17 protein-coding genes are annotated in these 26,799 nt (G+C 39.1%); 10 read left to right on the top strand and 7 right to left on the bottom strand.

Annotated elements, in window-relative coordinates; genetic code table 11:
- Positions 1-24 precede the first annotated feature (24 nt).
- The 3 genes from QZ620_RS03960 (at position 25) to QZ620_RS03950 (ending at position 4,124) form a co-directional block, all read left to right on the top strand.
- On the top strand, positions 25-1,080 hold the full coding sequence (locus QZ620_RS03960; RefSeq protein ID WP_295179309.1) for a zinc metalloprotease: 1,056 nt from the start codon (positions 25-27) through the stop codon (positions 1,078-1,080).
- A gap of 85 nt (positions 1,081-1,165) precedes the next feature.
- Positions 1,166-2,995: a mechanosensitive ion channel family protein gene (locus QZ620_RS03955; protein WP_295179307.1), complete on the top strand. Its 1,830-nt coding sequence runs from the start codon at positions 1,166-1,168 to the stop codon at positions 2,993-2,995.
- A gap of 79 nt (positions 2,996-3,074) precedes the next feature.
- On the top strand, positions 3,075-4,124 hold the full coding sequence (locus QZ620_RS03950) for a mechanosensitive ion channel domain-containing protein (RefSeq protein WP_295179305.1): 1,050 nt from the start codon (positions 3,075-3,077) through the stop codon (positions 4,122-4,124).
- On the opposite strand, the gene QZ620_RS03945 is transcribed toward QZ620_RS03950, so the two are convergent.
- Complete coding sequence (locus QZ620_RS03945) at positions 4,121-5,917, bottom strand: glycoside hydrolase family 15 protein (protein WP_295179303.1); 1,797 nt, start codon at positions 5,915-5,917, stop codon at positions 4,121-4,123. The genes QZ620_RS03950 and QZ620_RS03945 overlap by 4 nt on opposite strands.
- Before the next feature lie 95 nt (positions 5,918-6,012).
- Here QZ620_RS03945 and QZ620_RS03940 point away from each other — a divergent pair, with 95 nt between their 5' ends.
- From QZ620_RS03940 to QZ620_RS03915, 6 genes are all read left to right on the top strand, one after another.
- The gene (locus QZ620_RS03940) at positions 6,013-8,226 is read left to right on the top strand and encodes a bifunctional alpha,alpha-trehalose-phosphate synthase (UDP-forming)/trehalose-phosphatase (protein WP_295179302.1); all 2,214 of its coding nucleotides are present in this window, start codon (positions 6,013-6,015) and stop codon (positions 8,224-8,226) included.
- A gap of 137 nt (positions 8,227-8,363) precedes the next feature.
- A complete protein-coding gene (locus QZ620_RS03935) occupies positions 8,364-8,648 on the top strand; it encodes a YtxH domain-containing protein (protein ID WP_295179300.1) in 285 nt (94 codons plus the stop codon).
- Between the two features lie 139 nt (positions 8,649-8,787).
- Positions 8,788-10,110, top strand: a complete 1,323-nt coding sequence (locus QZ620_RS03930; RefSeq protein WP_295179322.1) for a M28 family metallopeptidase — start codon at positions 8,788-8,790, stop codon at positions 10,108-10,110.
- Positions 10,111-10,258: 148 nt separating this feature from the next.
- Positions 10,259-10,450 (top strand): hypothetical protein, encoded by a 192-nt coding sequence (locus QZ620_RS03925; RefSeq protein ID WP_295179298.1) that lies wholly within the window; start codon positions 10,259-10,261, stop codon positions 10,448-10,450.
- A 10-nt stretch (positions 10,451-10,460) separates the two neighbouring features.
- Positions 10,461-11,369, top strand: coding sequence for a PRC-barrel domain-containing protein (locus QZ620_RS03920; RefSeq protein WP_295179296.1), 909 nt, complete (start codon positions 10,461-10,463; stop codon positions 11,367-11,369).
- A 105-nt stretch (positions 11,370-11,474) separates the two neighbouring features.
- Positions 11,475-14,696 carry a hypothetical protein gene (locus tag QZ620_RS03915; protein ID WP_295179294.1) on the top strand — a complete coding sequence of 1,074 codons (3,222 nt, stop codon included), beginning with the start codon at positions 11,475-11,477 and terminating at the stop codon, positions 14,694-14,696.
- Between the two features lie 48 nt (positions 14,697-14,744).
- On the opposite strand, the gene QZ620_RS03910 is transcribed toward QZ620_RS03915, so the two are convergent.
- Positions 14,745-15,710 (bottom strand): App1 family protein, encoded by a 966-nt coding sequence (locus QZ620_RS03910; protein WP_295179292.1) that lies wholly within the window; start codon positions 15,708-15,710, stop codon positions 14,745-14,747.
- Positions 15,711-15,780: 70 nt separating this feature from the next.
- Here QZ620_RS03910 and QZ620_RS03905 point away from each other — a divergent pair, with 70 nt between their 5' ends.
- Entirely contained in the window at positions 15,781-16,683 is a 903-nt protein-coding gene (locus QZ620_RS03905; protein ID WP_295179290.1) for a diacylglycerol kinase family protein, read from the top strand.
- Here the strand turns inward: QZ620_RS03905 and QZ620_RS03900 are convergent.
- The 5 genes from QZ620_RS03900 to QZ620_RS03880 all read right to left on the bottom strand — a co-directional run.
- Positions 16,658-17,581, bottom strand: coding sequence for a GyrI-like domain-containing protein (locus QZ620_RS03900; RefSeq protein WP_295179289.1), 924 nt, complete (start codon positions 17,579-17,581; stop codon positions 16,658-16,660). The genes QZ620_RS03905 and QZ620_RS03900 overlap by 26 nt on opposite strands.
- Position 17,582: 1 nt before the next feature.
- The gene (locus QZ620_RS03895; RefSeq protein ID WP_295179287.1) at positions 17,583-18,947 is read right to left on the bottom strand and encodes a vanadium-dependent haloperoxidase; all 1,365 of its coding nucleotides are present in this window, start codon (positions 18,945-18,947) and stop codon (positions 17,583-17,585) included.
- Entirely contained in the window at positions 18,931-22,212 is a 3,282-nt protein-coding gene (locus tag QZ620_RS03890) for a VCBS repeat-containing protein (protein ID WP_366935432.1), read from the bottom strand. The genes QZ620_RS03895 and QZ620_RS03890 overlap by 17 nt, the downstream gene beginning before the upstream one ends.
- The gene (locus QZ620_RS03885; RefSeq protein ID WP_295179285.1) at positions 22,196-25,564 is read right to left on the bottom strand and encodes a VCBS repeat-containing protein; all 3,369 of its coding nucleotides are present in this window, start codon (positions 25,562-25,564) and stop codon (positions 22,196-22,198) included. The genes QZ620_RS03890 and QZ620_RS03885 overlap by 17 nt, the downstream gene beginning before the upstream one ends.
- Before the next feature lies 1 nt (position 25,565).
- The coding region (locus tag QZ620_RS03880; protein WP_295179283.1) for a VCBS repeat-containing protein at positions 25,566-26,799 on the bottom strand (1,234 nt) is incomplete at its 5' end.

Below are 26,799 nucleotides of genomic sequence, written 5' to 3'. Positions count from 1 at the left end.
TAAATCAAACAATAACTTAACATTATGAAAAAAGTTTTTCTTGGAATGGCAGCTATGGCCTTCCTATTTGCTTCTTGTGAGCAAGATCCTACAGAAAACAGTGTTGACCAGGAAGTGGCTCAGGTAGACATGAGTGATTTTTATCTTTACACAGATGCTGAGGCAGACGGCAAAAAGACTGATGATGATAAAACGAAGTGTTACTCTATGAGAAACCTTAATCGTTTATTGAACGAGAATCCAGGGCTACACAAGAAAATGTACGATGTAGAACAAAATACTCGGTCTATTCTGGCTAAGAATGGAAACGGTAAAGGTAAACCTGGTTCAGGTGGTGGAGGAACCACTGAGCCGCCAGTAGGTGACAATCTTGGAATTGTAGATATTCCTGTTGTAGTTCATGTTATTTACAGTAACTCTCAGCAAAATATTTCTGATGCTCAAATCAATTCTCAGATTTCTGTTTTGAATGAGGACTTCAGAGCTTCAAACAATGATGCAGGTAATGTTCCAAGTGAATTTGCTGGATTGGTTGCAGATTCAGAAATCAGTTTTACTCTTGCTGGAGTAAACAGATACAGTGACTCAAGATCTGAATGGGGAACTAGTGACGCCATGAAATATGCCTACCCTCCAACCTCTCCTTCTAATACTCTAAACATCTGGATTTGTAACATTGGTGGTGGTATCCTTGGATATGCGCAATTCCCTGGTGGACCAGCTTCCACAGATGGTGTAGTAATTTCTCCTCAGTACTTTGGAACAACTGGATACGTTTCTGCTCCATTTAATAAAGGTAGAACAGCGACTCACGAAGTAGGACATTACCTAAACTTACGTCACATCTGGGGTGATGGTAGATGTAGACAGGATGACTTCGTAGCAGATACTCCTTCTTCTGATGGACCTAACTACAGCTGTCCTTCTTATCCTACTGTAAACTGTAGATCTACAGATATGACTATGAACTACATGGATTATACTAATGATGCATGTATGTATATGTTCTCTGAAGGTCAGAAAGCTCGTATGAGAACAGTTTTCGCTAGTGGAGGACCAAGAACTGGTTTCGTAAACTAATCAACCAAAATTATAACCACAAAAAGCCACCTTTTAGGTGGCTTTCTTCGTTTACCAGCCAGCCTTTCTATTTTAAAATCGAAAATTGAGTATCTTAGTTGACCGACCAAAGAAATCACTCATGAATCGCTCTTTATGCCACTTGTGGCTATGTATTTCCATTCTTTTTTTGCAGCAAACGGCATTTGCATTTCAGCAGGAACCAGAACACAACAAATCTAAAGATCAGAAACTACCTAGTAAGGCGACGGTGCTTAGCGACTCAGCCGCTGTTGCCACAAATGATATTGGTGAATATGCAGATGCCTACTACCAGACACAACAATGGAATGACGGCATTGGCTTCCCTCCTAACACTATAAATCTGCAATCCCCACAGGCTGCACTGGAACATTTTATAGTAGAGGCCAGAAACGATAATTACGAAGAAGCTTTGTATGCAATGAATTTTAATTTGTTGCCTGATAATATTTCGAAAGCAGATGCAGCGATTCTTGCTGAAAAACTACATTTCGTTCTTGAGCAACGAATTTCTATTGGGTGGGATGGCCTGCCTGATCGTCCCGATGGACAAATTGATGTAAGTACCTCAACAAACAAGGCTGTAACGGGAAAACCCAGAAGAAGTCTATTATTTGGCACTACAACGCTGGACGATCGTGATATAAGCTTTAGAGTACAACGTGTGAAGTACAAAGACGAACATCCAATCTGGCTAATTTCATCACAAACTGTAGAAAATACGGAACCTCTATATACAACCTATGGTCCCAGAAGGCTGGATAGAATGATCCCTGACTGGATTAGTTTCGAAGTTTTGGGAATACCAGTCTGGAAAGTTTTTGGAACCCTGCTTCTTATCTTGATATGCTATTTAATCGCGAAAGCAGTTAGTGCCATTATAAGAAAGTCATTTTCTGGTGTGAATCGCTACTGGATCCGGAATATTGCCTATAGGCTGGCATCTCCAGCAGGAGCCGCAATAGGAATTTTGGCTTTCTATTTATTACTCAATAATCTGATTTCATTTACCGGATCTCTCGCAAAAGGTATTTATACGTTTATTCTAATTGTGCTTATATCAATTTTTACCTGGTTGATCATGCGTATTATAGATTATATCATGGACTTCTTTGCTGTGGAAAAAGTAGGCGATGTAAGAACCGAGGAAAATAGCAAAGCGAAAAGCTTGATGACCTATATTTCTGTAGGTAGAAGAATATTTATCTTTATAATCGTAATTATTGGTGCTTCAGTCATATTCTCACAATTCCCTTCTCTTGAGAAATTGGGAATATCTTTAATGGCTTCCGCAGGAATCGCCACCGTGGTAGTTGGTATTGCAGCACAAAGTACGCTGGGTAATATTATCGCCGGCGTTCAAATCGCTTTGACCCGTCCTGCAAAGATTGGTGATGCAGTTATTATTGAAGGTGAATATGGTTTCGTGGAAGACATCACATTCACTTACATGGTCGTTAATACCTTCAAATTAAGGAGATTGGTCATACCTCTGTCTGATGTGATTACTGAAAGTTTTGAGAATCTTTCCATGTCTAACCCACAGAATATTATGGAGATCGAACTATTTGTAGATCATCGTGTAGACGTTCAAAAAGTACGTGAAAAGTTTACAGAGTTATTAAAAGCCTCAGATGACTGGGATGGTGATGAAGATAGATCGCCACTTGTTGAAGCCTCAGGTATGGATCACAATTACCTTAAATTGCGATGCCTGATAAGTGCCAAGGATTTTCCGACTGCATGGACGCTACATTGCGAGCTTAGAGAAAATATTGTACGTTACATCAGTGAACTCGAAGACGGAATTTATTTAAAACGGGAGCGCGTTGTTCTCGATGATAAATATTCAGATGATGTTAAAGAGGATAAGAAAATGGATGACGAAGGCTAAAACGTTTTAGGTTAATCTTCTGTAAACCTGTAGCAACTAAGCGTTCAAAATTTTAATTTTAGATATCTAAATCTGAATTATGCTCGAATTGGAAAAAAGCGGACTTCTTTACCTCGTTTCAGCGCTTGTCATTTTAGTCGTAAGTTTTGGTCTTGCATTTTATATCATCAGGAAGCTTGGTAAAAATCCAACGAATATACTTCCGGTTAATTTCGCCAATAAGATTCGGTTACCATTATTGATTTTTCTAGCCTCTATTATTGCCAGAATAGCGATCATTAGTAAAATTTTCAGGTTTGAAGCCACCTATGAAATTGTTAGTCACCTTAGTACAGTGGGTATCATTCTAAGTGTTGCCTGGTTTCTGATCTTACTGTTTAGAGTAGTTAAAAAAAGAATGCTCAAGATGTACGATATGGCTAGTGATGATAATCTCAAAGCCAGGAAGGTTTATACACAGTACATGATCCTTGAGAATATTGTGATTTTCATTATTGTAATACTTGCCGTTGGTATCGCTTTATTGAGTTTTGAAAGTATACGTTCTGTGGGGATTAGTGTATTGACCTCAGCTGGTATTGCCGGAATCATTATAGGTCTGGCTGCGCAAAAAGCAATTGCTACTTTACTTGCAGGTATACAGATCGCCATAACTCAGCCTATCCGCCTGGATGATGTCGTGATCGTTGAAGGTGAATGGGGTTGGATCGAAGAGATCAATCTTACCTATGTAGTGGTTCGGGTTTGGGATAAAAGAAGACTGGTAGTTCCCACAACCTATTTTATTGAAAAAACCTTCCAGAACTGGACAAGAAGTTCCGCAGATATATTGGGAACAGTTTTTATTTATGCAGATTATGGTTTGCCTTTAGAACCACTTCGGGAAGAGCTTACAAGGTTATTAAACAACACTTCTCTCTGGGATGGTAATGTGAATGTGCTACAGGTTACAAATGCTTCGGAAAAGACCGTGGAGTTAAGAATACTGGTAAGTGCAAGAAATTCGCCTACTGCCTGGGATCTCCGTGTGCACTTAAGAGAGAAATTACTTGATTTTATACAAAAAAATTACCCGGGACATCTTCCGAAGGCCCGGGTTAGTATAGAAAAAGATCAGGAATTAAATTAATCCTGAAATAAGGCATTTTCCGCAGAAATTCCTTTAGAGAAATTCGCAGCTGTTTCAATAAGTGCTAAATGAGAATAAGCCTGTGGAAAGTTCCCGAGTAGGCGTTTGGTTTTAAAATCGATATCCTCACTAAATAAACCTAAATGGTTACTATAAGATAATAACTGATCAAACATTTCCTTTGCTTTCTTCTTCTCTCCAATTTTGTAAAGACTATCAATTAGCCAGAAGGTACAGATCGTAAATGACGAGGTTGGTTTCCCAAAATCATCGTTATTTTTATATCTATACATCAATCCGTCTTCACAAAGCTCCCGTTCAGTAGCGTGTACTGTGCTCACAAATCGTGGATCGTCTGCTTCAATAAAACCGTAAGGCTGCATCAATAATGTAGATGCGTCAAGATCTGCCGAACCATAGGATTGAGTATAAGCCTGTTTTTCTTCGTTCCAGCCATTCTCATAGATATCCTGATAAATTTCTTCTCTTAAGGCGATCCATTTGGTATCGTTGATTCCCATTCTTAGAACCTCACCAATCTTTATAGCTCTGTCTACAGCTACCCAGCAAAGTAATTTTGAAAATACAAAGTGTCTGTCTTCTGTACGAAGCTCCCAGATACCTTTATCTGGTTTCGTCCAGTTTTCTTCTACGATCATGACAATACCACGAACCACGGTCCACAATGCTTCAGAATTTTCAAGCGAAGTTTCGAACATCAGGAATTGCTGGTAGATCACTTCCATCAAAATACCGTAGATATCGTTCTGCTTTTGAATATATGCTGCATTACCAGTACGAACGGGACTGGATCCCTCATAACCTTTTAAATGACTTAGAATATGTTCGGTTAATTCCTTTTCACCATTGATCCCGTACATGATCTGGATCTTCTCATCCTTATGCGGAATAATATCTATGATGAACTGAAGGAAATCCTTGGCAGATTTTATATGTCCCAGACCTGCCATCACCTTGATCACCATGGAAGCATCACGAATCCAGCAAAAACGATAATCCCAGTTTCGCTCCTCACCTATTGTTTCCGGCAGACTTGTAGTCGCGGCGGCAAGTACAGCACCAGAATTTTCGTAGCTCAATGCTTTAAGCACAAGCGCACTTCTCATAATCTCCTGCCCGTAATGAGTATATCTGGTTGTATTATCTGCCCAATTCATCCAGTAGACCTTTGTTCTCTGGAATTTCAAATAAGACCTGTCCAGGGTTTGCTCTACCAGTTTTTCATGATAGCCAACAAGGCAATATGCATTTCCAGTAAGTGTGATCTCTTTTTGCTGCAGGATATCATTCAGATTCAAACTTGAATATAGATAAGCAGAATCATATTTACCTTCCTTCGTAAAACTCTTTATATAATCACCCTTATTCTCGTTGTAGGTTTTCTCTCTTGCAAAATCCAGTTTTGGATCATATTTGATACTGAATTTTGGTTTCCCTTTTATTAATCTGAAAAACCTAATTACATCTGGCGGCGCATAATAAGATCCATCTTCACGAGGATACCTGGGCATGAAATCTATTAACTGAAAAGCATCAGTTCCATTATCGAACACCGTGCTTAAAATATTAGTTTCCCAAAGAAATTCCTGTGTAATCTTATAGCCATCCCCTATAAGTATTTCAAAACTTCCTCCAATCTCATCATCAAGTATTTTTGCAAAAACTGCAGAGGAGTTAAAATTTGGCATACAGCACCAATCCAGGGAGCCTGTTTTAGAGATTAAAGCTGCACTTTTACAATTACTTATTATTCCGTAGTCGAGATTATCCATATATCTTAAAAATCTTATAAATCAATGGCTGTCTTAAATGATTTTCGGAAATTTAATAAAAATCAATTTCGCGACCACGGCATTTATAATTAATTATGAGCAAAACAATCATTATTTCCAACCGCTTACCACTGCAAATTTCCATTTCTGAAGATGATCTCGAAGTGACACCTAGTGTGGGAGGACTCGCAACCGGCTTAAAATCCTTTCATAAAGATGGAGACAGTATCTGGATAGGATGGCCCGGAATGACCGAAGAGGAAATTCCCGAAAATCTGAAGGATGAAGTTCAGCAAAAGGCCCGGGAAGAGAATTGTGTAGCCGTCCATCTAAATGCCAATGAGATCGACGGCTTTTATTATGGCTTTAGTAATCGTACCATATGGCCTCTATTCCATTATTTTATGGAGTACACCGAATCTGACGATGATTACTGGCATACCTATAAGGATGTAAATCAAAAGTACGCAGATGAAATACTTAAACATTATAAAGAAGGTGATGTCATCTGGGTTCATGATTATCAACTTTTACTGGTTCCTAATATGGTAAGAGAACAGGCGCCAGATGCTATTATTGGTTTCTTCAATCATATCCCTTTCCCTTCTTATGAAGTTTTCAGAACACTTCCGTGGAGAGATGAAGTATTACAGGGAATGCTTGGGGCAGATCTTATAGGTTTTCACACCTATGATTATGAAAGACATTTTTTAAGTTCTGTTAGCCGGATTTTGCGACACCAGGTAGATTTTAACCAGATCACCCTTCCAGACAGGATCGTTAAAGTAGATTCTTTCCCTATGGGTATCGATTATAAGAAATTTGAACAGGCTGCACTGGATCATTACGAAAGTACTTCTGCAGACCAGTCTGAATTACAGAAAAGACTGGATCATCATTTAGAATCTACACCAGATGCTAAGTTGATCCTTAGTATAGACAGACTGGATTACACTAAAGGTATTGCACACCGTATAAGAGCTTATGAATACTTCCTTGACAAGAACCCTGAGTATATTGAGAAAGTACGGCTGGGGATGTTGGCTGTCCCTTCAAGGTCCAATGTACCTCAATACAGAAGGCTGAAACGAGAAATTGATGAACTTGTTGGACGTATCAACGGGAAGTTCTCTACCGTAAGCTGGACTCCCATCTGGTATTTCTATCGTTCCATGCCTTTTGAAAACCTTATCGACCTTTATACTACCTGTGAGATTGCTTTGCTAACACCAATTCGTGATGGAATGAATTTGGTAGCTAAGGAATATATCGCAACGCGCACAGATCATACAGGAGTTCTTATTTTAAGTGAAATGGCCGGAGCCGCGCATGAGATGAACGAAGCGCTGATCATTAATCCTAATAATTTTGAGCAGGTGGCCGAAGCGTTAAAAACCGCTTTTGAAATGCCGAAGGAAGAACAGATAGAAAGAAATAAAATGCTTCAGAAGCGATTGAGACGCTATAGTGTAGAAAAATGGGCAGGTGACTTTATGAAGTCTCTTAGATCTACAAAAGAAAACAGAGAGTCCTTTCAGTCTATCAAGATCAATTCTGAAATTACACAGGAGATCATGACTAAATTCCAGCAAGCCGAAAGAAGGATTTTATTCATTGATTATGACGGTACTCTAGTAAATTTTACAGACAAACCTGAGAACGCCCGTCCTGATGCCGATCTTAAAGAACTTATACGTGATCTTAATGCCGATGATAAAACAGATGTCATACTAATAAGTGGTCGAGATAAAGACACTTTAGGAACCTGGTGGAAGGATGTACCGGTAGAACTAATCTCTGAACATGGAGTCTGGATGAGACAGATCGATGGAGAATGGGAACTTTCAGAAAATGTAAAAAGTGAGTGGATGGATGCCGTTCGTCCAGTGATCGAAAATTTTGTGGATAGAACACCAGGTACATTTATAGAAGAAAAGAATTATTCTCTTGCCTGGCACTACAGAAAAGCAGATCCTGAACTAGGAGAGATTCGTGCCAATGAATTGAGTACAACTTTAAAAGAGCTTATTTCCAATCGCGGATTAAGTGTGCTGGAAGGAAATAAAGTACTGGAAATTAAGAGCAGCGGCGTGAATAAAGGAAAGGCCTCTACAAAAAAACTGGTAGGAAAAAATTACGATTTTATCTTCGCAATTGGTGACGACTGGACAGATGAATATATGTTTGAAGATCTTCCGGAAGACAGCGTTACCGTTAAAGTAGGCATTAAAAAAACCAGCGCCAGGTACTATGTGGAAGGTACTCCGAAAGTCCGCACCTTGCTGGAGAATTTCCGGAAAAATAACTAATGATTTTATGTTGTTAAATAATTTATGAATACTATCAAAAGTTTAAATATACATTAACTAGCAGAAGATGGCATAGGTTCAATTTCTATTTAATTTAGCACCTGAAATTAAATCGAACCAGTTTAAAACCAAATATTATGAAAGCAGGAAAATTATTATTAGGACTAGTATCAGGAGCAGCTGCAGGAGCAGTACTTGGATTACTATACGCACCGAAAAAAGGAACAGAAACGAGAAAAACTATTGCTGATACAAGTAACAGTTATATCAAAGACGCGAACAGAGGAATCAACGATTTTACAGATTCCCTAAGTCACAAAATGGAAGCTCTTAAATCTAAGACTAAAGCAGGTTTCGCAAGCAATAAGTCTGAAGAAAAGATCAATCAGGCTAAAGCAGAAATGCACGAAATGCAAGCCTAATTTTTTTGGTTCAAAACGATCAAAAAGTTAAAGCTCCGGTAATACCGGGGCTTTATTATTTTATAGAATTAAATAACTTCCCTATTTTTAAAACAAATTTCCATTTATGATGAAAACTACCTTTAAGACTGCCATTCTAATGCTGGGTCTATGCACCATATCTTATACTTCTAAAGCTCAGGATACAGATGAAAAGATCTACGAGATCATTCAGAATGTAAGTGCAGATCGTATCGAAAACGATATTCGAAAACTTGCGGGTTTTGGTACACGAAACACTTTTAGCGATACAGTATCTGAAACTCGTGGAATTGGCGCTGCCAGACGTTGGTTAAAATCTGAATTCGACAAAATCTCTGCAGATTGTAACGATTGTCTAGATGTATTTTATCAAAAAGATCATGTAACTCCAGATGACGGACAAAGAATTCCAAAGGAAGCATGGGTAGTAAATGTAGTTGCGATCCAGAAAGGAAGCAAGTATCCTAACCGGTATGTCATTATGAGTGGTGATATTGATTCAAGGAATGGCGACACCATGGATTTCACTACAGATGCTCCCGGAGCAAACGACAATGCCAGCGGAATGGCAGGAACCATGGAAGCCGCAAGAGTCTTATCCAAATATGATTTTGAAAGCAGTATCATCTATGTAGGTTTATCTGGTGAGGAACAAGGTCTTTTTGGTGGTAAAGGTCTGGCTGAATATGCAAAAAAAGAAAGCTGGGATATTATAGGTATTCTTAACAATGATATGATCGGAAATATTGAAGGTGTAGATGGAGTAATTGACAATCGAAGTTTCCGAATCTTTTCTGAACCAGTTCCACCTACGGAAACTGAAAACGAAAGAAGAATGAGAAGATTTTATGGTGGTGAAGTTGATGGAATCTCAAGACAACTGGCAAGATATATACATTCAAATGTTGAGACATATATGCCGGAAATGAACCCGATGATGATCTACAGGCTGGATAGATTTGGCCGTGGTGGTCACCACAGACCTTTCAATGATCTTGGATTTGCTGGCGTACGTATCATGGAAGCTCATGAGAACTATAACAAGCAACACCAGGATATTCGAACGGAGAATGGTATAGAGTACGGTGACGTGGTATCTGGAGTGAATTTTAACTATGCTGAGAAATTAACGGCGGTAAATGCCATCAACCTTGCCGCTCTGGCCTGGGCACCTCCAGCTCCTAAAAAAGTTGAAATTGGTGGAATTGTTGAACCTGATACAAAGTTAAAATGGGAAGCAGTTGATGGTGAGATCGCTGGCTACAAGATTTATTGGAGAGATACTACTTCTCCGCAATGGCAATACTCAAGATTTGTAGGTAATGTTACTTCGTTTACTTTAGAGGGAATTGTAATAGATAATTACCTGTTTGGAGTTGCTGCAGTCGGTAAGAACGGCCATGAAAGTCTGGTTGTATTCCCAAGTGGCACATTCAGATAAATTAGAATCTACCAACTATTAATAAAAAGCCAGGGCATTAGTCCTGGCTTTTTTTATGCGTTGTTTCTAATTAACAATACTTTACACTATACTTAAATCTTTTTGGCACTGCTTTGTAGTACTTTAGAATAACCAAAAAATCAACAATATGGCAGAAATAAAAATTAGAAAGAAAAAACCAGTATGGCCGTGGATTCTCGTAGTGATTATCCTCGCGATTCTTGCGTTCTTATATTTCTATGGAAGTATGGCTGAGAACGATGATAATGAAATTGATGAGACTGATGATATCGCATTGATACATGAGAACTCAAATGGAAACACTAACCTCCTAAGTTAAAAATCTAATTATGAGTACAACAGAAAAACACCTGGTACATTTGAGCCAGCTAAAAGGATATAAAGTAGACAGTCATGATCATGATATTCGCGGATGGAAGCTACTGGATCGAGATAAAAAGACAATAGGTAAAGTAGACAACCTACTGGTAAATAAAGAATTAGGAAAAGTAGTTTATGTAGATGTACAGGTAGAACAGGACATCATAGACAGGAACCATGACCCCTACTCCGCTCAACATCAAAGTGAATTTAAGGAGTTCATCAACAAAGATGGTGAAAATCATATCATAATTCCTATTGGACTTATTGATATCAATGCTACTGATAAATATGTATTTACAGAGGGTATAGATTACCAGACTTTCGCCGAAACCAAACGTTATCGATCGGGTACAGATATTAGCAGAAATTATGAACATCATGTGTTGGGATCGTACAACAGAGACAGAGATTATAACACTCAAGATGATTTGCATAAAACGGAGAGCACTTATAGAGATAAATCCAGATTAAACGATGATCACGATTATGGGTATGATAAGCTTTCCGCAGAAGAGAGAAGAGTAGAAAGAGAACGGGAGAATATGCAATATTCTTCGAATGATCGTAAGGCTTCGGTGGATACAAGAATTGATACCGGCAGAGACGATCGACAATTTTTAGATCGTAAGGTTGGTGAAGAGTTAAATACTTCAGAACACAGAACTTCACAGGATGATTCCTATTCCGGGCGATCTGCGAATGAATCTAGAAAACCTATAGATGATCACCATCGTTCTCAGGACTTTCACGATAAACATACAGGGTTTAAACCTGAAAAGTCAATCGACGAAGATCAGCACTGGCAACATGATGACAGGAATTTAGATGATCCTGAAGATTTTTATAATCGTAGGGAATTCAACAGAAGAAAATAATATGATGGGACTTAAAAAAAGTCCCTTTTTTTTGGAGTTGTGTTTAAATTTCGATTGAGAGAAAATTGCTAACTTGAGATCATATTTAAAAATTTGAATAATTTCATGAGATATTCCCACCTGTTGAGGCTTTTTGCTTTAATAATTACCACCAATCTTACAGCACAGAACTTCGATCTTGAACTTTTTAAAAACAAAACTCCCCGAAATATTGGTCCTGCTGGAATGAGTGGACGTGTTACTTCCATAGATGTGGTTATTAGTGATCCTAATATCATGTACGCCGGGACAGCATCTGGCGGATTATGGAAATCTACCAGTGCAGGTATTAAATGGGAACCTATATTTGACAATGAAGTTACTGCTTCTATAGGCGCTGTTGCGGTGCAACAATCAAATCCTTCGGTTATCTGGGTTGGAACCGGTGAAGGTAATCCCCGAAATAGTCTGAATGGTGGTTACGGAATTTATAAAAGTCTGGATGGCGGAAGAACCTGGACTAGTATGGGCCTGGAAAAGACCCGTCATATTCACCGCGTTATTATACATCCCTATAATCCCGATATAATTTATGCCGCGGCAATAGGTTCACCCTGGGGTGCGCACGAAGAAAGAGGAGTTTACAAAACTACTGATGGTGGAGAATCCTGGAACAAAATTCTGTATACCAATAATCTTTCAGGTGCTGCAGACCTGGTGATGGATCCAAATAACCCCAATAAGCTGGTCGCGGCCATGTGGGAACATAAGAGAGATCCCTGGTTTTTTAAATCGGGTGGGGAAGGCTCCGGACTTTACATAACCTACGATGGTGGGAAGACCTGGAAAAAGAAAACAGAAAAGGACGGACTTCCTAAAGGAGATCTGGGAAGAATCGGACTTGCAATTGCAGCTTCAGATTCTAATATTATGTATGCCCTGGTTGAATCCAAAAAGAATGCACTTTATAAATCTGAAGATGGAGGGGTTAACTGGAAAATGATCAACGATAAGGAAGAAATTGGAAACCGACCATTTTATTATTCAGATTTGTTTGTAGATCCTCAGAATGAAAATCGTTTGTATTCCGTTTTTACCTATGTCAATGTTTCTGAAGATGGAGGAAACAGTTTTAAGGAATTGATGCCGGCCTATGGTGTAGACAATGGTATACATCCAGATCATCACGCCTTCTGGATTCATCCGGAAGATGGAACTTTCTTGATGGACGGGAATGATGGCGGGCTCAATATTTCTAAAGATCGAGGCAAAAGCTGGAGATTCGTAGCCAATCTTCCTGTGGCTCAATTCTATCATATTGCTGTGGATGATGAATTTCCTTACAACGTTTATGGTGGAATGCAGGACAATGGAAGCTGGAGAGGTCCTGCTTATGTGTGGAAAGCGCAGGGAATCCGAAATTCTTACTGGCAGGAAATTAGCTTTGGGGATGGTTTTGATGTCGTTCCAGATCCAGACGACAGTACATATGGCTGGAGTATGAGTCAGCAGGGATATGTTAGCAGATACGATCATGAAACCGGAAATAACTATTCGGTGAAACCTACGCATCCAGATCCTGATGTGGAACTTCGATTTAACTGGAATTCTGCTATTAATATTGATCCGTTCGATAGCAATACTATTTACTTCGGAAGTCAATTTGTTCACAAAAGCACAGATAAGGGGTTAACCTGGGAAATTATTTCACCAGACCTAACTACCAATGATCCTGAAAAGCAGAAACAAACTGAAAGTGGCGGACTTACGATGGACGCCACCGGAGCTGAAAACTTTACCACCATACTGGTTATTGAGCCTTCTCCCCTAGAAGAAGATATGTTATGGGTTGGAACAGATGACGGGAAAGTTCAATATACCCGCGATGGAGGCGCGAGCTGGACAGATGTATCCACTAACTTACCAAAACTACCGGAAGGAAGTTGGATCGTACAGATCAAGGCCAGTAATAAGCGAAAAGGCGAGGCATTGCTAGTCGCAAATGATTATCGAAGGTTCAATTATGAGCCTTATGCCTATAGAACCAGAAATTATGGGAAAAGCTGGGAGCGAATTGTTGATAACGATGATACCGAAAGCTATGCTTTAAGCATTGTAGAAGACCCGAAAGAGGAAAATTTATTATTCCTGGGAACAGATGATGGCCTGTATATTTCACTTGATGCCGGTAAGAACTGGGAGAAATACACCCATGGTTTTCCTACAGTATCAGTAAAGGATTTGGTGATACATCCACGTGAGCATGATCTAGTAATTGGCACCTTTGGCCGTGCAGCATGGGTCCTTGACGATATTAGACCTTTTAGAAAACTTGCAGGAGCAAATACGATTATAGAGAATAAACTAAGATTATTTGCACCACCTGTTGCCTATCACAATGCTACACAGCAACCAACTGGGAGCAGATTTGGTGGGGACGCGGTCTACCAGGGCGAAAATCGTGAACAGGGAGCACCAATCTCTTACTTTATTAGAATCGATTCTTCGGAAGAGGAAAATAAAGGTGACAAAGCGAATGTTTCAGAAGATAAAGCTGAAGATGAGGAGCAAGATAAAAAAGCCAATGCCGATAGTATAAATCTGAAAATCTACGATGCAGACCGTTTAATAAGAACTTTGAAGCAAAAGGCGCCTGATAGCACTGGTATTTACACCATGAGATGGTATCTTGACGAAAAGGGAGCAGACAGGCCTTCAAGATCTATCAGAGAATCGAAACGAGAACCAGGCGGTGTTGCTGTAAAACCGGGGAATTATCGCCTCGTAATGAGTTTTAACGGAGAAACTTCCGAAGAAATGATAGTAGTAAAGTCAGATCCTCGTCTGGAAGTTTCAGAAAAGAGTATTTCAGAAGTATACGAAGCTGGCCAGAAGATCGAGAAATGGCAACAAACCGCTGCAGATGCGGTAGAGCAATTAGTGCAGAGTAAGAACACCTCAGAAAATTTCGCTGAAGATCTTAAACAAAACCTGGAAGATACTGCAGAAAGGAAGTTGGCATTGAAGAGTGTAGATTCCATTACCAGACGACTTGAGGAACACATAGCGCTGTTTCTAGGGAAAGTTGATGACAGACAGGGAATCACAAGAAACAGAGAGAATACAGTGATGACCAGGCTTGGTACAGCATCTAGTTATGTAAGATCCAGGCAGAATGGTATCACAAAAACTGAGGAGATCCTTATGAACCAAGCGCGGGAAGAACTTCAGGCGGCTTTAAATAAAACAAATAAATTCTATCAGGAAGAATGGCCAGATTTTAAGGCAGAAATAAAACAAATAGAAATGTCGGCTTTTAAAGAAACCGAAATATTTGAAATAGAATAAATAGATTAAAAGCTCTTCTCCGGAAGGGCTTTTCTTTATTAATGCATTCTAAATAATTCCGATTTTATCAGAATGATCGATCGCCGTTTTACTATCCTGGAAATAACAGGTATTTACATCCATACTTTCAATATTGGCTAACACCTTTTGAACCGCTTTTTTTGGTAATTTGGAAGTCTGCCGAATGTAGATCGCTCTAATATTCTTTGGAAATGTTTTACAGATTCGTTCGTACAAATAAGGATCATGCTGAGAGTCATCACCTAACAGGACATATTCCAGATGTGGATAAAAGGATATAATATCTTTGATCTTCACGAACTTATGATCGTGATCTCCCCTACCCGTTTTAATAAAGTCCATCAACCCGGTCTTGATCTGCTTTAATTTGATCACAGCTTTGGGAAGATCATGCAGCCGTGCGAATTCGTCAATAAAATCGTACAGATTCCATTCGCTGGATGACACATAGAAAAATGAATTAAACGAATTATCTTCTTCTCTACCCGCCCTGCTTAGCTTATGATAATGATCCTTTACCTCTTCAAATATCTTACGATTGTTGATATTCTTAGATAGCATTACGTAGATCTTTTTAAAGAACTTACTGCTGTGGGAAACAAGGAAAGTATCATCAATATCTGAAATGATGGCAAGCTTGCTCGGATGTGGTTTTAAAAGCTCACCTTTTTCTATCATTCCAATCTCACCTGTATTGCAAATAACTTCATACTCGTGCCATCCTGGCTCTATCTTAGAGTCATAGGGTACGGTAAATCTAAAATATCCGTCTTCCTGAGTTTTAGTTTTAACCTCAAGATCCTGGAATTTTAAATGAACTTCATAATTAGGGAGCGGTTCAATGCGGAATTTGTGAAGTAAAGCATAAGCGTGCTTAATTCCCTTTCTGTCAACACTATACTTATCTGGAGCCCAGGACTGGAACAGATGTCCAAAAACGACTAGTTCTTCTTCATTTACGTAACCCCGATAAAGTTTAAGATCAAGCTTCAAAATTTGGCCTTTTTTAAAATCACTTCCGTTCCAAAATACTTAATTTTAGGTGTATTTCAATCAATAACACATGAATTTTAACCAAGTTTTATTGATAGTGAACCCTATTTCTGGTGATCTCGATAAAAAGCAGATTATCCAGAAGGCACGTGATTTTGCGAAAACCAATCAAATAACTATACATCTTTTCGCTACTACTGGTGAGGAGGATGTTAAGAAGATTCAGGATCGTTTGGATTCGCTCAAGATTGAAAGAATCATTGCAATTGGTGGGGATGGGACCATTAATTTGGTAGCCAAAGCGATCAAAAGCTATGGCATTCCCCTGGGAATTATTCCTGCAGGATCTGCAAATGGATTAGCTACAAATTTCGGGATCCCCGAATCTCTTGAAGAACAGGTGAAAATAGCCTTTGGTGACACTATTTTTGAAATGGATTTGCTAAACATTAACGATGATATCTGTCTTCATCTGAGTGATCTTGGCATCAATGCTGAACTTATTCAGAATTATGAAGAATCCCGATTTCGAGGGAAATTCGGGTATTTATTGCAATCACTTCCAACATTGCTAAAGAGTGAATATCCTTTTGAGTTTGAAGTAGAAACCAATTTTAAAAAACATCAAACCAGCGGTGCGCTTCTCGCTATTGCGAATGCAAACAAATATGGTACCGGGGCCAATATCAATCCCAATGGGAAGATGAACGACGGTAAGTTTGAGATCATTATTTACAGAAAACTAAACCTTGCAGAGATTATTAAGACCATACGCAATGAAACCGATGTTAATTCAGATGTTGTTGAAACCTTTCAGGCTAAAGAAGCAAAGATCATCTGCAAAACGCCCGTAGCCTTTCAGATTGACGGGGAGTTTAAAGGAGAAAGTTCCGAAGTAATCATAAGTATTATGAATGAAAAACTAAAGGTTGTGGTGCCGGCAGAATTTAACTCTCAGGCTCTACAGGCATAAAGATCTCGGCTTTCCAGCTTAATGCTTCTCCACCAGTTTTAGGATTGTTCCAGAAGATTTCCAAGGGTAAGTTACTTGTTTTAAGATCCCTCTTTTTTGCTTCAGAAAGCAATTGGTGCCAGGCCAGATCTGAACTTCTGTAATTACCATTATATATCGCTTTCAAAGATGTAGTAGCTGGAAATTGCTGAAATTCTATAAATGTATTGGGCCTTATATCCTGGGCAAGATTCACCGGGAAACAAAAATCATAATCTATAGTACCGGCCTCCTGATCCCAGTCCTGGATCTTTACAAATGGATATCCGGTAAGTTTTAATTTATGGGAAATCTGAAAATCTTCGAGATAGCCAATATCCCTGACCATTTGCATTGCCTTGTTCTCAACCTTGATATCTGCAGCAGGTTTGCAAATACAATCCAATGCCGGGGAGTAAACAATACTGTCTACTACCTGCACTTTATAAGCCGCCTGTTTCTTTAGTAGCTCCTTACCAAATTGGAGAAAAGAATTTTCAAGACTATCAATATACCCGCTTTCAGCAAATGGATTTAAAATAGCGAGTCTGTTCTGTATTTTCTCATTAGATGCTACATTAACAGATATACTGGTAACTGTATCAGCCTGACTTTCCAATTCCCAAAGAAGCTCGAGTTCCTGATCACCAAATTGCAAGGTCTGTTTTAGTGCCTCATACCCTTCAGTTTGCAGATTCGAGACTATAGGTTCACCGTCAAAAATGCTATAACTTTCTATTTTTTTAAGTTCTTGCTGAACCATTGCAGGCGAATGATTGGCCTGAAATCTAAACTGGTAATCGTATTCTTTTATAAATAAAAACCACGCCAGACTAAGGAGTAAAACACCCAGCAGGATAGTAATAAACTTCTTGATCATACTATTTGGAAGCTAATTCAGAATTTTCAGTAAATTTTGTCATTTGAAGATTTTCGATGACATATTTTCCCAGATCCTGGCCCTGGGTCATCCCAACTTCAATGGCAGCCCGGTAATGAATTCCTCCATACAATCTACTGTTCGCTGCCTCTTCTGAAGCTTTATTAAATGATTCAAAGCTTCTAACCGGTAGTCCATAATCTACTTCAGTATCATCATCAAAAGCGAAGTTATCACCAAAAATATCTGTCAAAGCCGTGGCAGCAGCCGCAGAAATTACAGAATGTCCACTTGTATACTCCGGAAATGGCGGAGTTTGAAGTACAGATGTCCAGTTCTCATCTATATATTTATTGATAACAGTTTCAGGTCTCACAAGGTTGCTCCGGTACTTCTCATCCCAGCAGCTAATGAAACCATCTGCGATAGCTATGGCAGTCTTAGAATACGCATAAACAGACTTACTGAAGTCGGCTTCATCCTTCTCGCAGGCAATTTTGACAATTCCCATCCAGTGACCTCCTGGAGTGATCTTTTTAGTAGCGAACATTAAATGCCCTCGTAATATCGAAACGTAGGGATTACAGTCCCAGAACTTGGCGATCGCCATTTCTTCGCTGTTCTCCTCATCTTTTGCGATTTTCTCTCTAATATTATAAACCTCCATGAGTTCTGTATGAAATCTTGAACCTTCTTCCATAGAAAATTCTGGTGGTGGCGCTGGTCTAAACTGGTCCGCGTCCTCTATCACAAAGGGTCTTATTTTCATCCAATGCGGTTCGATCCCATCCATGTAAGAAGGTGGGGTTGGCTGCCATCTGCTTTCATCATCTGTAAGAATAGAAAATTTAGGCATGGTTCGGGTTTCAGAATAGTTATCCTGTTTCAACCAATCTTTTATATGAGCGGCCACCCTTTTCCCGTATGCTTCAGAAACCTTAAAGGATCTCTCATTCGTATTTTTCCACTTCGTGAAGAGACTATCACTTTTAACCCTCACTTTATCTTCTGAAAATACCAGGCTGGTTGCGATGTCGTAAAATGCCACAATTGCGGCCACTTCCGGGTTTGTAAGATCAGATTCTGGAGCTGGAACTTCCTCGAGATTGGTTAACTGGCCTGAAAGACTCTGGTAATTCTCATCAAATTGAGCCATGACTTCATAAGCAGCAATATTGGAATAAGCATATACTCTACTTGCCACCGGTGGGGAAAAAATATCGTGCACCATCGTTTTACTGATGTGCTCATTAGCAGCATGAAAATCATCTGCTGTCACGACAATCTCTTTCTCTTCCTGTGCACAGGAAATCAAAAGAAGCAGACAACATGATATGCTGGCAATTATTTTAAAAACTGAATTCATAGATTTCAATTTCTGAATTATTTATGGTCACTATAAGATAGGACTTGTTTGAAATTTCAATAATCGAAAAATCTTTAACAGATTTTTGTGATAAATTTAAACCAATTTCATAAGAATCAAGAATTTTATCCTGATTTAACATCAGCATTCCACCCATCGCATCAAATCTACCATGATAAGGTGTTATCCCGAAATAATTACCACCTACCAGTACTTCAGTTCTGCCATCTTTATTAAAATCATAACTGAGCATCGCACGTATGGGAGCTATTTGTAGTTCATCTTTAAAAGCCCGGAAACTGAATTTCCCGTTATTATTCTTCAGGTAGCCGGAAGATAATGTATGTACTTCCAGCAGTCTTGCAGAGTTCAGTTCATCTTTAGAAAAGATTTCGTCAATGCTTTTACCAGCATAGTCTTTATATTGAGTGAACTTCTTGCGCATCTGGTTCAACTGTGCGCTCAATTCGTCAAGACCATACGGCATATAATACTTCCCATCTTTTTCCATTGCCAGGATGGTTTCAGTGAGGCCATTCTGATCAAAATCTTTGTAATATAATTTCAAAGGATGTTCTGCAGAAGCTTTTAGTTTGGTATTAAGACCCCAATTTCCCAAAAGGTAATCCATATCACCATCGTGATCAATATCTGATGCTATCAAGGTTTGCCATAATCCATTTAACGGGATATTTTCCAGTGCAGCCGATTTCATAAATGTTCCATTATTATTTTCCAGGATTTGCGGAGACATCCACTCGCCTACCATCATCATATCCAGATCATTGTCACCATCAATATCTGTCCAGATCATATCGTTCACCATACCAATGTTCTCAAAGATCTCTGACTGCACTTCAGTGAATTTACTGTTATCATTTCGCAATAGCACCGACTTTGGGATCGCTCCATACTGGTAATTTTGTGCATTACTGCCAATGAAAATATCCAGATCACCGTCATTATCATAGTCGGCAGTTTTAATCACAGAAGAATTAAGGAATAGTTCAGGAAACGACTCTGACTTCTGGAAATCTCCTTCTTTAGAATTATAATAGATTCTGTCCTGCAACCACTTATTCTTTCCAACAGACTCTCCTCCACCAGAGGCTATCAGGATATCCTGGAGTCCGTCACTATTCAGATCGGCAATAGTAATCGATGCGTCTTCAGCCAATGAATCACTGGCTAATGCTTTAAAATTCTTTTTTCTGAAATTGCCTTTTTCCTGATAGTAGACAACTGAAGGCTGAAACCTGGAAGCACCAAAAATGATGTCATCTTTCCCGTCATTATTTAGATCTGCTACCTTAACAGCAGGTCCAAGATCTGAAGTTTGATGTGGTATTAACTTTTGCACATCAAAGTCATTATAAGTATTCTCCTTATGCTCATAATCGATCCCAAAGTTTTCACTTCTTTGGAATTGAAACTTGCTTCGGGTTTTAAATATTTCAGCAGTATTGATGCTATCATTCGCATTGGAAAACTTTAGCGAAAGAGTAGAATTCAGCGCTGGTGAAATAATGAGTTGAGAACGATTTCCAGGCCAGATAATCCTTAAACTATCCACAGTCTCCCCTTGTTTTAAACCGAAATGCATCAAAGGTTCTGATGAAGACTGAAAAGCTTTAGTGGTATATAACTGTCGAACTTGAGCAGCTTCAGAAGTATAAATAATTGCTTTTGCACCTATTCCGAAGGAATTCAAATCTGATCCCTGAAGTTTCAGTTTTAAATAATTTCCTTCAGCAAAATCATTAATATAGACACTGGCAGGTGCATTAATGTTATTGGTCACAATATCGATATCGCCATCATTATCCAGATCGCCATAAGCCACTCCGGTTGAAATAATGGAATCATTTGCAATCCATTTATTGGTTACATTTTCGAACTGTCCTTTCCCGGAACCCTTAAATACATAATTTGTCACAGCTCCGGCAGGCATTTTGTCGAGCACTTCGTTATCCACGATCGTGGTTTTATCTAGTTTCTTCTGAATTTGCTCGTTAGAAGTATACTTCACGTAATCCAGATCGTTAGGACGTCTGGGAATCCCGTTGCTTATAAAAAGGTCCTGAGATCCGTCCTGATCGAAATCTGCAAACAGAGGTCCCCAACTCCAATCGGTAGCCGCTACTCCGCTCATTAAGGCTGTTTCTGCAAAGAACTCACCGCCTTTATTGACCTGTAGCATATTGCGGGTGTACTGCGGGTGATAACCCAGTTTCTCTATGCGAAAGCGGTCAAGGTTTACATTATCATCTCCTGCGGAAGATTTTAGAACGGTCTCTTCTTCTGGTAGCATGTCCAGCGTGATCAAGTCTACGAATCCATCATTATTAATATCTGCTGCGTCATTTCCCATAGAAAACCTGGATGTATGACCAAACCTCGTTTTCAATTCCTCGCTGAAGGTACCGTCCCCGTTGTTGATGTAGTAGTAATCATCTTCATGAAAATCATTTCCTATATAAACATCTGTAAAACCATCATTATTGAAATCCGCAGTAGTGATTCCAAGTCCGTAAGAGTTTGCTCCACCATAGATTCCAGCCTGTACACTAATGTCCCGAAATTTACCATTCTCGTTCAGCATCAATTTATCACCGCTTTCGTAAACACGGTTGTTGCGAATATTTGCCGGCCCAAATGATTCATTCGTATGCACGGCATGATTCAGAATATATGCATCGAGATCACCATCATTATCAAGGTCAAAAAATGCAGTCTGGGAACTGTAGGTGTCCAGATCGAGACCATATTCAGCAGCACTTTCGGTAAAAGTAAGATCACCGTTGTTGATGAATAATTCGTTGTGGCCGCGAAACCCATTAACGCCGACGACTGCAGAAACGTAGATATCTAATAATCCGTCGCTGTTAACATCGGCCATAGTAGTACCTGTATTCCAGGTACTTTGACCACCGACTCCAGCCGTTGCAGTAATGTCATCAAATTTTAAGGATCCTTTATTGAGATACAACCGATTTTGAACCTGATTACCAGTAAAATAAATATCCGGAAGTCCGTCGTTATTAATGTCGCCAATACTTACTCCACCTCCATTGTAGAAATAGAGATAATCCAGAATGTTCTGGTCCCGGGTTTCTGTAAGCTCATTGACAAAATCGATCCCAGTTACCTTGGCTTCAGGATTACTAAAAAACAGTGATTCCTGCTCCATTTCTTTGTCTTTACTACAGGAGAAAACAAAAATAAGCAGGGAATAAAGAAAGAATCTACTAATTGCTGATTTCAAAAATTCGAGGTTTTTGGTCGTTAATAGCAGCGATTATAAAAGTCTTACCATTCTTATCACGAATACGTTTCAGGTACTTGACTTCGTCCCGAATATGGAAACCACTTTCTTTAAAATCTTTCCATTCAAAATTCATCTTACCATCACCAAGCAATACGCTTCCATAGCCAGCATCAAGTCGGCTAAATTGTGGTTTGAATTCAAAATCATTACCGGCCATCACCAAGTCAAGATTTCCGTCATTGTTCACATCCACGCAGGAAATTCCGCAAACGCAAGAGAACTGAACTCTTCCTGGAAGTTTCTGAATCTTAAACTGACCTTTCCCGTCATTGATAGCTATGATTGTCTCTGAAATATTCGCTTCTTTGACTATAGAATTCTGAATTTTTTGATCAGGAATTAATTCCTGTACGGTTTTCTTAGCGTATTCTGAAGCTTTTAAATTTTCCTTTTTTAGAAAAACCAGCTGAGAGATCATCTCTTTTTTCATATGCAATGGATAATCTTTTCCATCTTTATCCAAAGTTACGATCTGCTCGATAGTTCCGTTATCATCGTAATCGTTGACCCATAACTTCATTGGGTTTTCAAAACTTGTCTCATAGGTAAGATTTGCTCCCTTATTCCCCAGAACCAGGTCCATATCGCCGTCATTATCCAGATCTGCAGCTTCCACCGTATTCCACCATCCAGTATACTTTTCCAGGTCATTCTTAAGCAAGCTTAATCTTTTTCCAGAATTTGTATACACATGAGGGGCACCCCAATCTGAAACTGTGACCAAATCTTTTTTACCGTCGCCATCTATATCTTCCCAGGTTGCATCGGTAATCATCCCTGCATATTTCACATCATAAGCGACCCTTTCTGTAGCGTTAACAAATTCGCCATTCCCTTGATTTTCGAGAAATAAATGCTGTGGATCAATTCCATAATTTACCGCAACACTTCTGGATCCTATAAAGAGATCCACATCGCCATCGTTGTCGAAATCAAGGGGAGCGATCGTCGCCACATTTTGTTCTACAGAAGGGATCTTCGCCTGAGTTGGTTTAAAATTGCCTCGACCATCGTTGAGGTAAAGTCTAGGACGGTAATTCGTCGATTCACCAATCTCATTCCCTCCAGAGCCAATCATTAAATCTAATTTTCCGTCGCCGTTTGCATCAAAAAACGCAGCTGCAGTATCTTCGAACATCGCATCGGCTGTTAAAGCGGGTTGATGCATTTTCTGCAGATTTCCATTTCCACGATTCAGATAAATAGTTCCAGCTTGTTTTTTAGCCCCTCCAATAAAAACATCCTCATTTCCATCATTATTGATATCACCAACTGCCATGGCCGGACCTTCCTGACTTAATTTTTTATAGATCATTCCTTCAAAGTCAAAATCGGTATATTGATTTTCTGAATGACTTTCCAGTTCATCGTTGGAAACTTCGGTAAGCAGGGTTTTTGAATTTGTTTGTTTCCTGATCTTAAATTGATCCTTAGCTTCGGAATGATCCAGAACCAAAGTTTGATTGGTTTTCACATTTTCAAGCAATTGAGTCGCGTTGTCTGGCCAGATCACTCTCAAGGAGTCTAGATTTTGTTTCTTACCCAGGCCAATATTCATCACATAATCCATGGAGGACTGAAAGCCGCGAGATGGATTTTGATCCTGCATAATGATCTCATTACCTGCATATATTTTGACAACAGCTCCAATCGCAAACCTATTCTTATCACCTCCTTCCAGCTTAATTCTAAGGTAATTGTGATCTGCGATTTTTTCAGAATTGTTTCTGTAAATAAAGGAATTCATATTTACGTTATTTACGACCAGATCAAGATCTCCATCATTATCAAGATCACCATATGCGCAGCCATTACTAAGACTTGGTAGGCCCAACCCCCATTCTTCAGCCTTATTTTTGAATTTAAGATTCCCCTGATTTTGAAAAGCATAATTAGGCAGTTTGGTTACCGGCATCTTATTGATAATGGAATCGATTGCTTCCTTTTTACCAGTTAATGCCATTTTCTGAATGATCTCATTGGCAAAGAATTCAACAAAATCGAGATCGGTTAGATCATGATTAATTCCGTTGGTGACATATATATCACGGTTTCCATCATTATCCATATCAAAGATAAGTCCTGCCCAACTCCAGTCTGTACTTTCAACACCGCTAAAATGAGCGATCTCTGCAAATGACTCATTCCCATTATTTAATTGCAGGGTATTATGAATGTATTGCTGGAAAAAATCCTTGCTTTGCTTCAGTTTAAAGACGTTATACCCTTCAAATTCCATCACAGATTTTACCCTTTCTTCAGAATCGGGAAGCATGTCGGTGATAAAAATATCCGCAAAACCATCATTATTGATATCTGCCATATCCACTCCCATCGCAGAAAGAGATAAATGCTGAGTCCAGTTTTCAATCTCTTCAGTAAAAGTACCATCCTGATTATTGATATATAAATAATCACGCTCGTAGAAATCATTGGATACATAGATATCTGGATACAGGTCGTTGTTAAAGTCACTAACCATCACTCCAAGACCAAAACCTATCAAACTTCCGAAGATACCAGCCTCCTCACTCACATCGGTAAATACGCCATCATCATTTCTTAGCAGCATATCTCCTACTCCTCTAAAAATTTTAGGCACTCCTTCCCAATCCTGTGCTCGAATATTTCTTTGCTCGGCAAAGCCAAGAGTGCTCACTGGTATGTTGGAATTATTCAAAATATAGGCATCCAGATCACCATCCTTGTCATAATCAAAAAAGGATGCATGTGTGCTAAATCCGGTTTCTGCCAGGTTAAATTCCTTAGCTTTTTGAGTAAAAGTTAGATCTCCATTATTTATATACAAATCGTTATCATGATTGTCGCCTTCCATATTTCCGGCATTACTCACGTAGATATCGAGGAGTCCGTCATTATTGATATCGACCATATTGACTCCGGTCGACCATGGCTTGTTACCTTCCACGCCCGCAGATTCACTAATATCTTCAAACTCAAAATTACCCTTGTTGAGATACAATTTATTCGGTTTCATATTAGCGGTTAGGTAAATATCTGGGAGTCCATCATTATTAATATCTCCAATGGCAACACCACCACCATTATAAAAGTTCCGGTATTTGAAAATATTGAAGTCTGGCTGATTCTTAACTTCGTTTATAAAATCAATTCCTGTTTCTTCTGGAAGCATTTCAGTAAATAGAGTATTCTGAGAGCGAATATTTTCTACGGAATCATCCTCCTCTTTTTTTGTATCTGAATCGCAAGAGACTAAAAATATTGAAAAGCAAATTGCTAAAACCTGAAAGTACCTGGTTCTATTCATTTTAATTCGTTGATTTTAAAATTACAGGGGAATCATTATTCCTCGTGATGATCACATATTCCTGATTTCCCACACATATTTTTCCAATGTCACGTGCCGCCCCGGAGATCGCTGGAAATTCTTTCGAAACTGTGAAATTTGCGCTGCCATCATTTAATAGTAAAACACCGTGTGAGGCATCTAATCTACCTAATTGAGTGCTTATTTCATAGTTATTTCCTGCCAAAAGAATGTCATGGTAACCATCAGCATTGTAATCTGAAACTTCTATAGACATCATTGGTGAAACCTGAGCTTCAAAAGGTAATTCAAGTTTTTTGAAAGTTCCATTTCCAAGATTTTCAAAATAGCAGGAGGCTAATTCTGTGACGTTTTTCACCTGTGCTTCTTCTAATTTTTCCTTCGGAAATATTTCTGAAAGCTTTGCGTTTGCAAACTGTTCATAGGTATTAAATCTTTTCTTCAAATATGGGAGTTGTTGAACCAGTTCATCTTTTGAAGCAAATACGGTTTCTTCACCTTTATAAAAATATGTTAGAATAGGATCTGAAGTAGCATTCCCATCAAAGTCGTTCAGGTAAAGATTTACGGGCTCTTCCCGTGTTGCCGTAAGCCTGGAATTAAGACCCCAATTTCCAACTACAAGATCAAGGTCACCGTCATTATCAAAGTCGGCAAGCTCAAGATCATTCCACCACCCTTTAAAATCTGATAAATTGCTTTCCATTTTCGAAAAGGACTTCCCACTATTATTGAGAAAGATCTCCGGCCCGTTCCAATGCCCTGCCAGTATTAGGTCCAAATACCCATCTCTGTTAAAATCAACCCATTTCGAAGTTTGAACGCTCCCGGGAAGTTCTTTGAAATATTCCCTGGTGGCATCTCTAAATTGCCCATTATTGTTAATCCAAAGAAATTGCTTTGAGCTGGAACCAAATTCATGCGGTTTGAGGTTGGATGAAATAAATACATCCTGAAATCCGTCATTATTGACGTCTGCCACACTAACTCCTGAAGCATTTAAGGAAAGTCCTTTAAAATTAATGCTGTCTATTCTAAACTGTCCATTTTCATTGACATATAGTTTAGGCTGAATTGCTTCGCCAGACCTAAATTCATTTCCACCACTTACCACGAGTATGTCCAGATCGCCATCATTATCGTGATCGAGTATGGCGATGCCGGTGTTTTCTGAAATGGCATCTGCCTCAAATGCTGAAGTCTCCAATTTCATG

Source organism: uncultured Christiangramia sp., assembly GCF_913046405.1.
Classification (GTDB): Bacteria; Bacteroidota; Bacteroidia; order Flavobacteriales; family Flavobacteriaceae; genus Christiangramia; species Christiangramia marina.
Note: the sequence above shows the minus strand (reverse complement) of the source record. Positions and strands in the feature narration are given on the sequence as shown.

Bases quoted from the DNA above. Each gene is read 5' to 3' on its own strand.
- QZ620_RS03900 (WP_295179289.1), bottom strand. From the start codon at position 17,581: ATGATCAAGAAGTTTATTACTATCCTGCTGGGTGTTTTACTCCTTAGT.
- QZ620_RS03940 (WP_295179302.1), top strand. From the start codon at position 6,013: ATGAGCAAAACAATCATTATTTCCAACCGCTTACCACTGCAAATTTCC.
- QZ620_RS03935 (WP_295179300.1), top strand. From the start codon at position 8,364: ATGAAAGCAGGAAAATTATTATTAGGACTAGTATCAGGAGCAGCTGCA.
- QZ620_RS03920 (WP_295179296.1), top strand. From the start codon at position 10,461: ATGAGTACAACAGAAAAACACCTGGTACATTTGAGCCAGCTAAAAGGA.
- QZ620_RS03960 (WP_295179309.1), top strand. From the start codon at position 25: ATGAAAAAAGTTTTTCTTGGAATGGCAGCTATGGCCTTCCTATTTGCT.
- QZ620_RS03945 (WP_295179303.1), bottom strand. From the start codon at position 5,917: ATGGATAATCTCGACTACGGAATAATAAGTAATTGTAAAAGTGCAGCT.
- QZ620_RS03885 (WP_295179285.1), bottom strand. From the start codon at position 25,564: ATGAATAGAACCAGGTACTTTCAGGTTTTAGCAATTTGCTTTTCAATA.
- QZ620_RS03930 (WP_295179322.1), top strand. From the start codon at position 8,788: ATGCTGGGTCTATGCACCATATCTTATACTTCTAAAGCTCAGGATACA.
- QZ620_RS03925 (WP_295179298.1), top strand. From the start codon at position 10,259: ATGGCAGAAATAAAAATTAGAAAGAAAAAACCAGTATGGCCGTGGATT.
- QZ620_RS03895 (WP_295179287.1), bottom strand. From the start codon at position 18,947: ATGAATTCAGTTTTTAAAATAATTGCCAGCATATCATGTTGTCTGCTT.
- QZ620_RS03905 (WP_295179290.1), top strand. From the start codon at position 15,781: ATGAATTTTAACCAAGTTTTATTGATAGTGAACCCTATTTCTGGTGAT.
- QZ620_RS03915 (WP_295179294.1), top strand. From the start codon at position 11,475: ATGAGATATTCCCACCTGTTGAGGCTTTTTGCTTTAATAATTACCACC.
- QZ620_RS03950 (WP_295179305.1), top strand. From the start codon at position 3,075: ATGCTCGAATTGGAAAAAAGCGGACTTCTTTACCTCGTTTCAGCGCTT.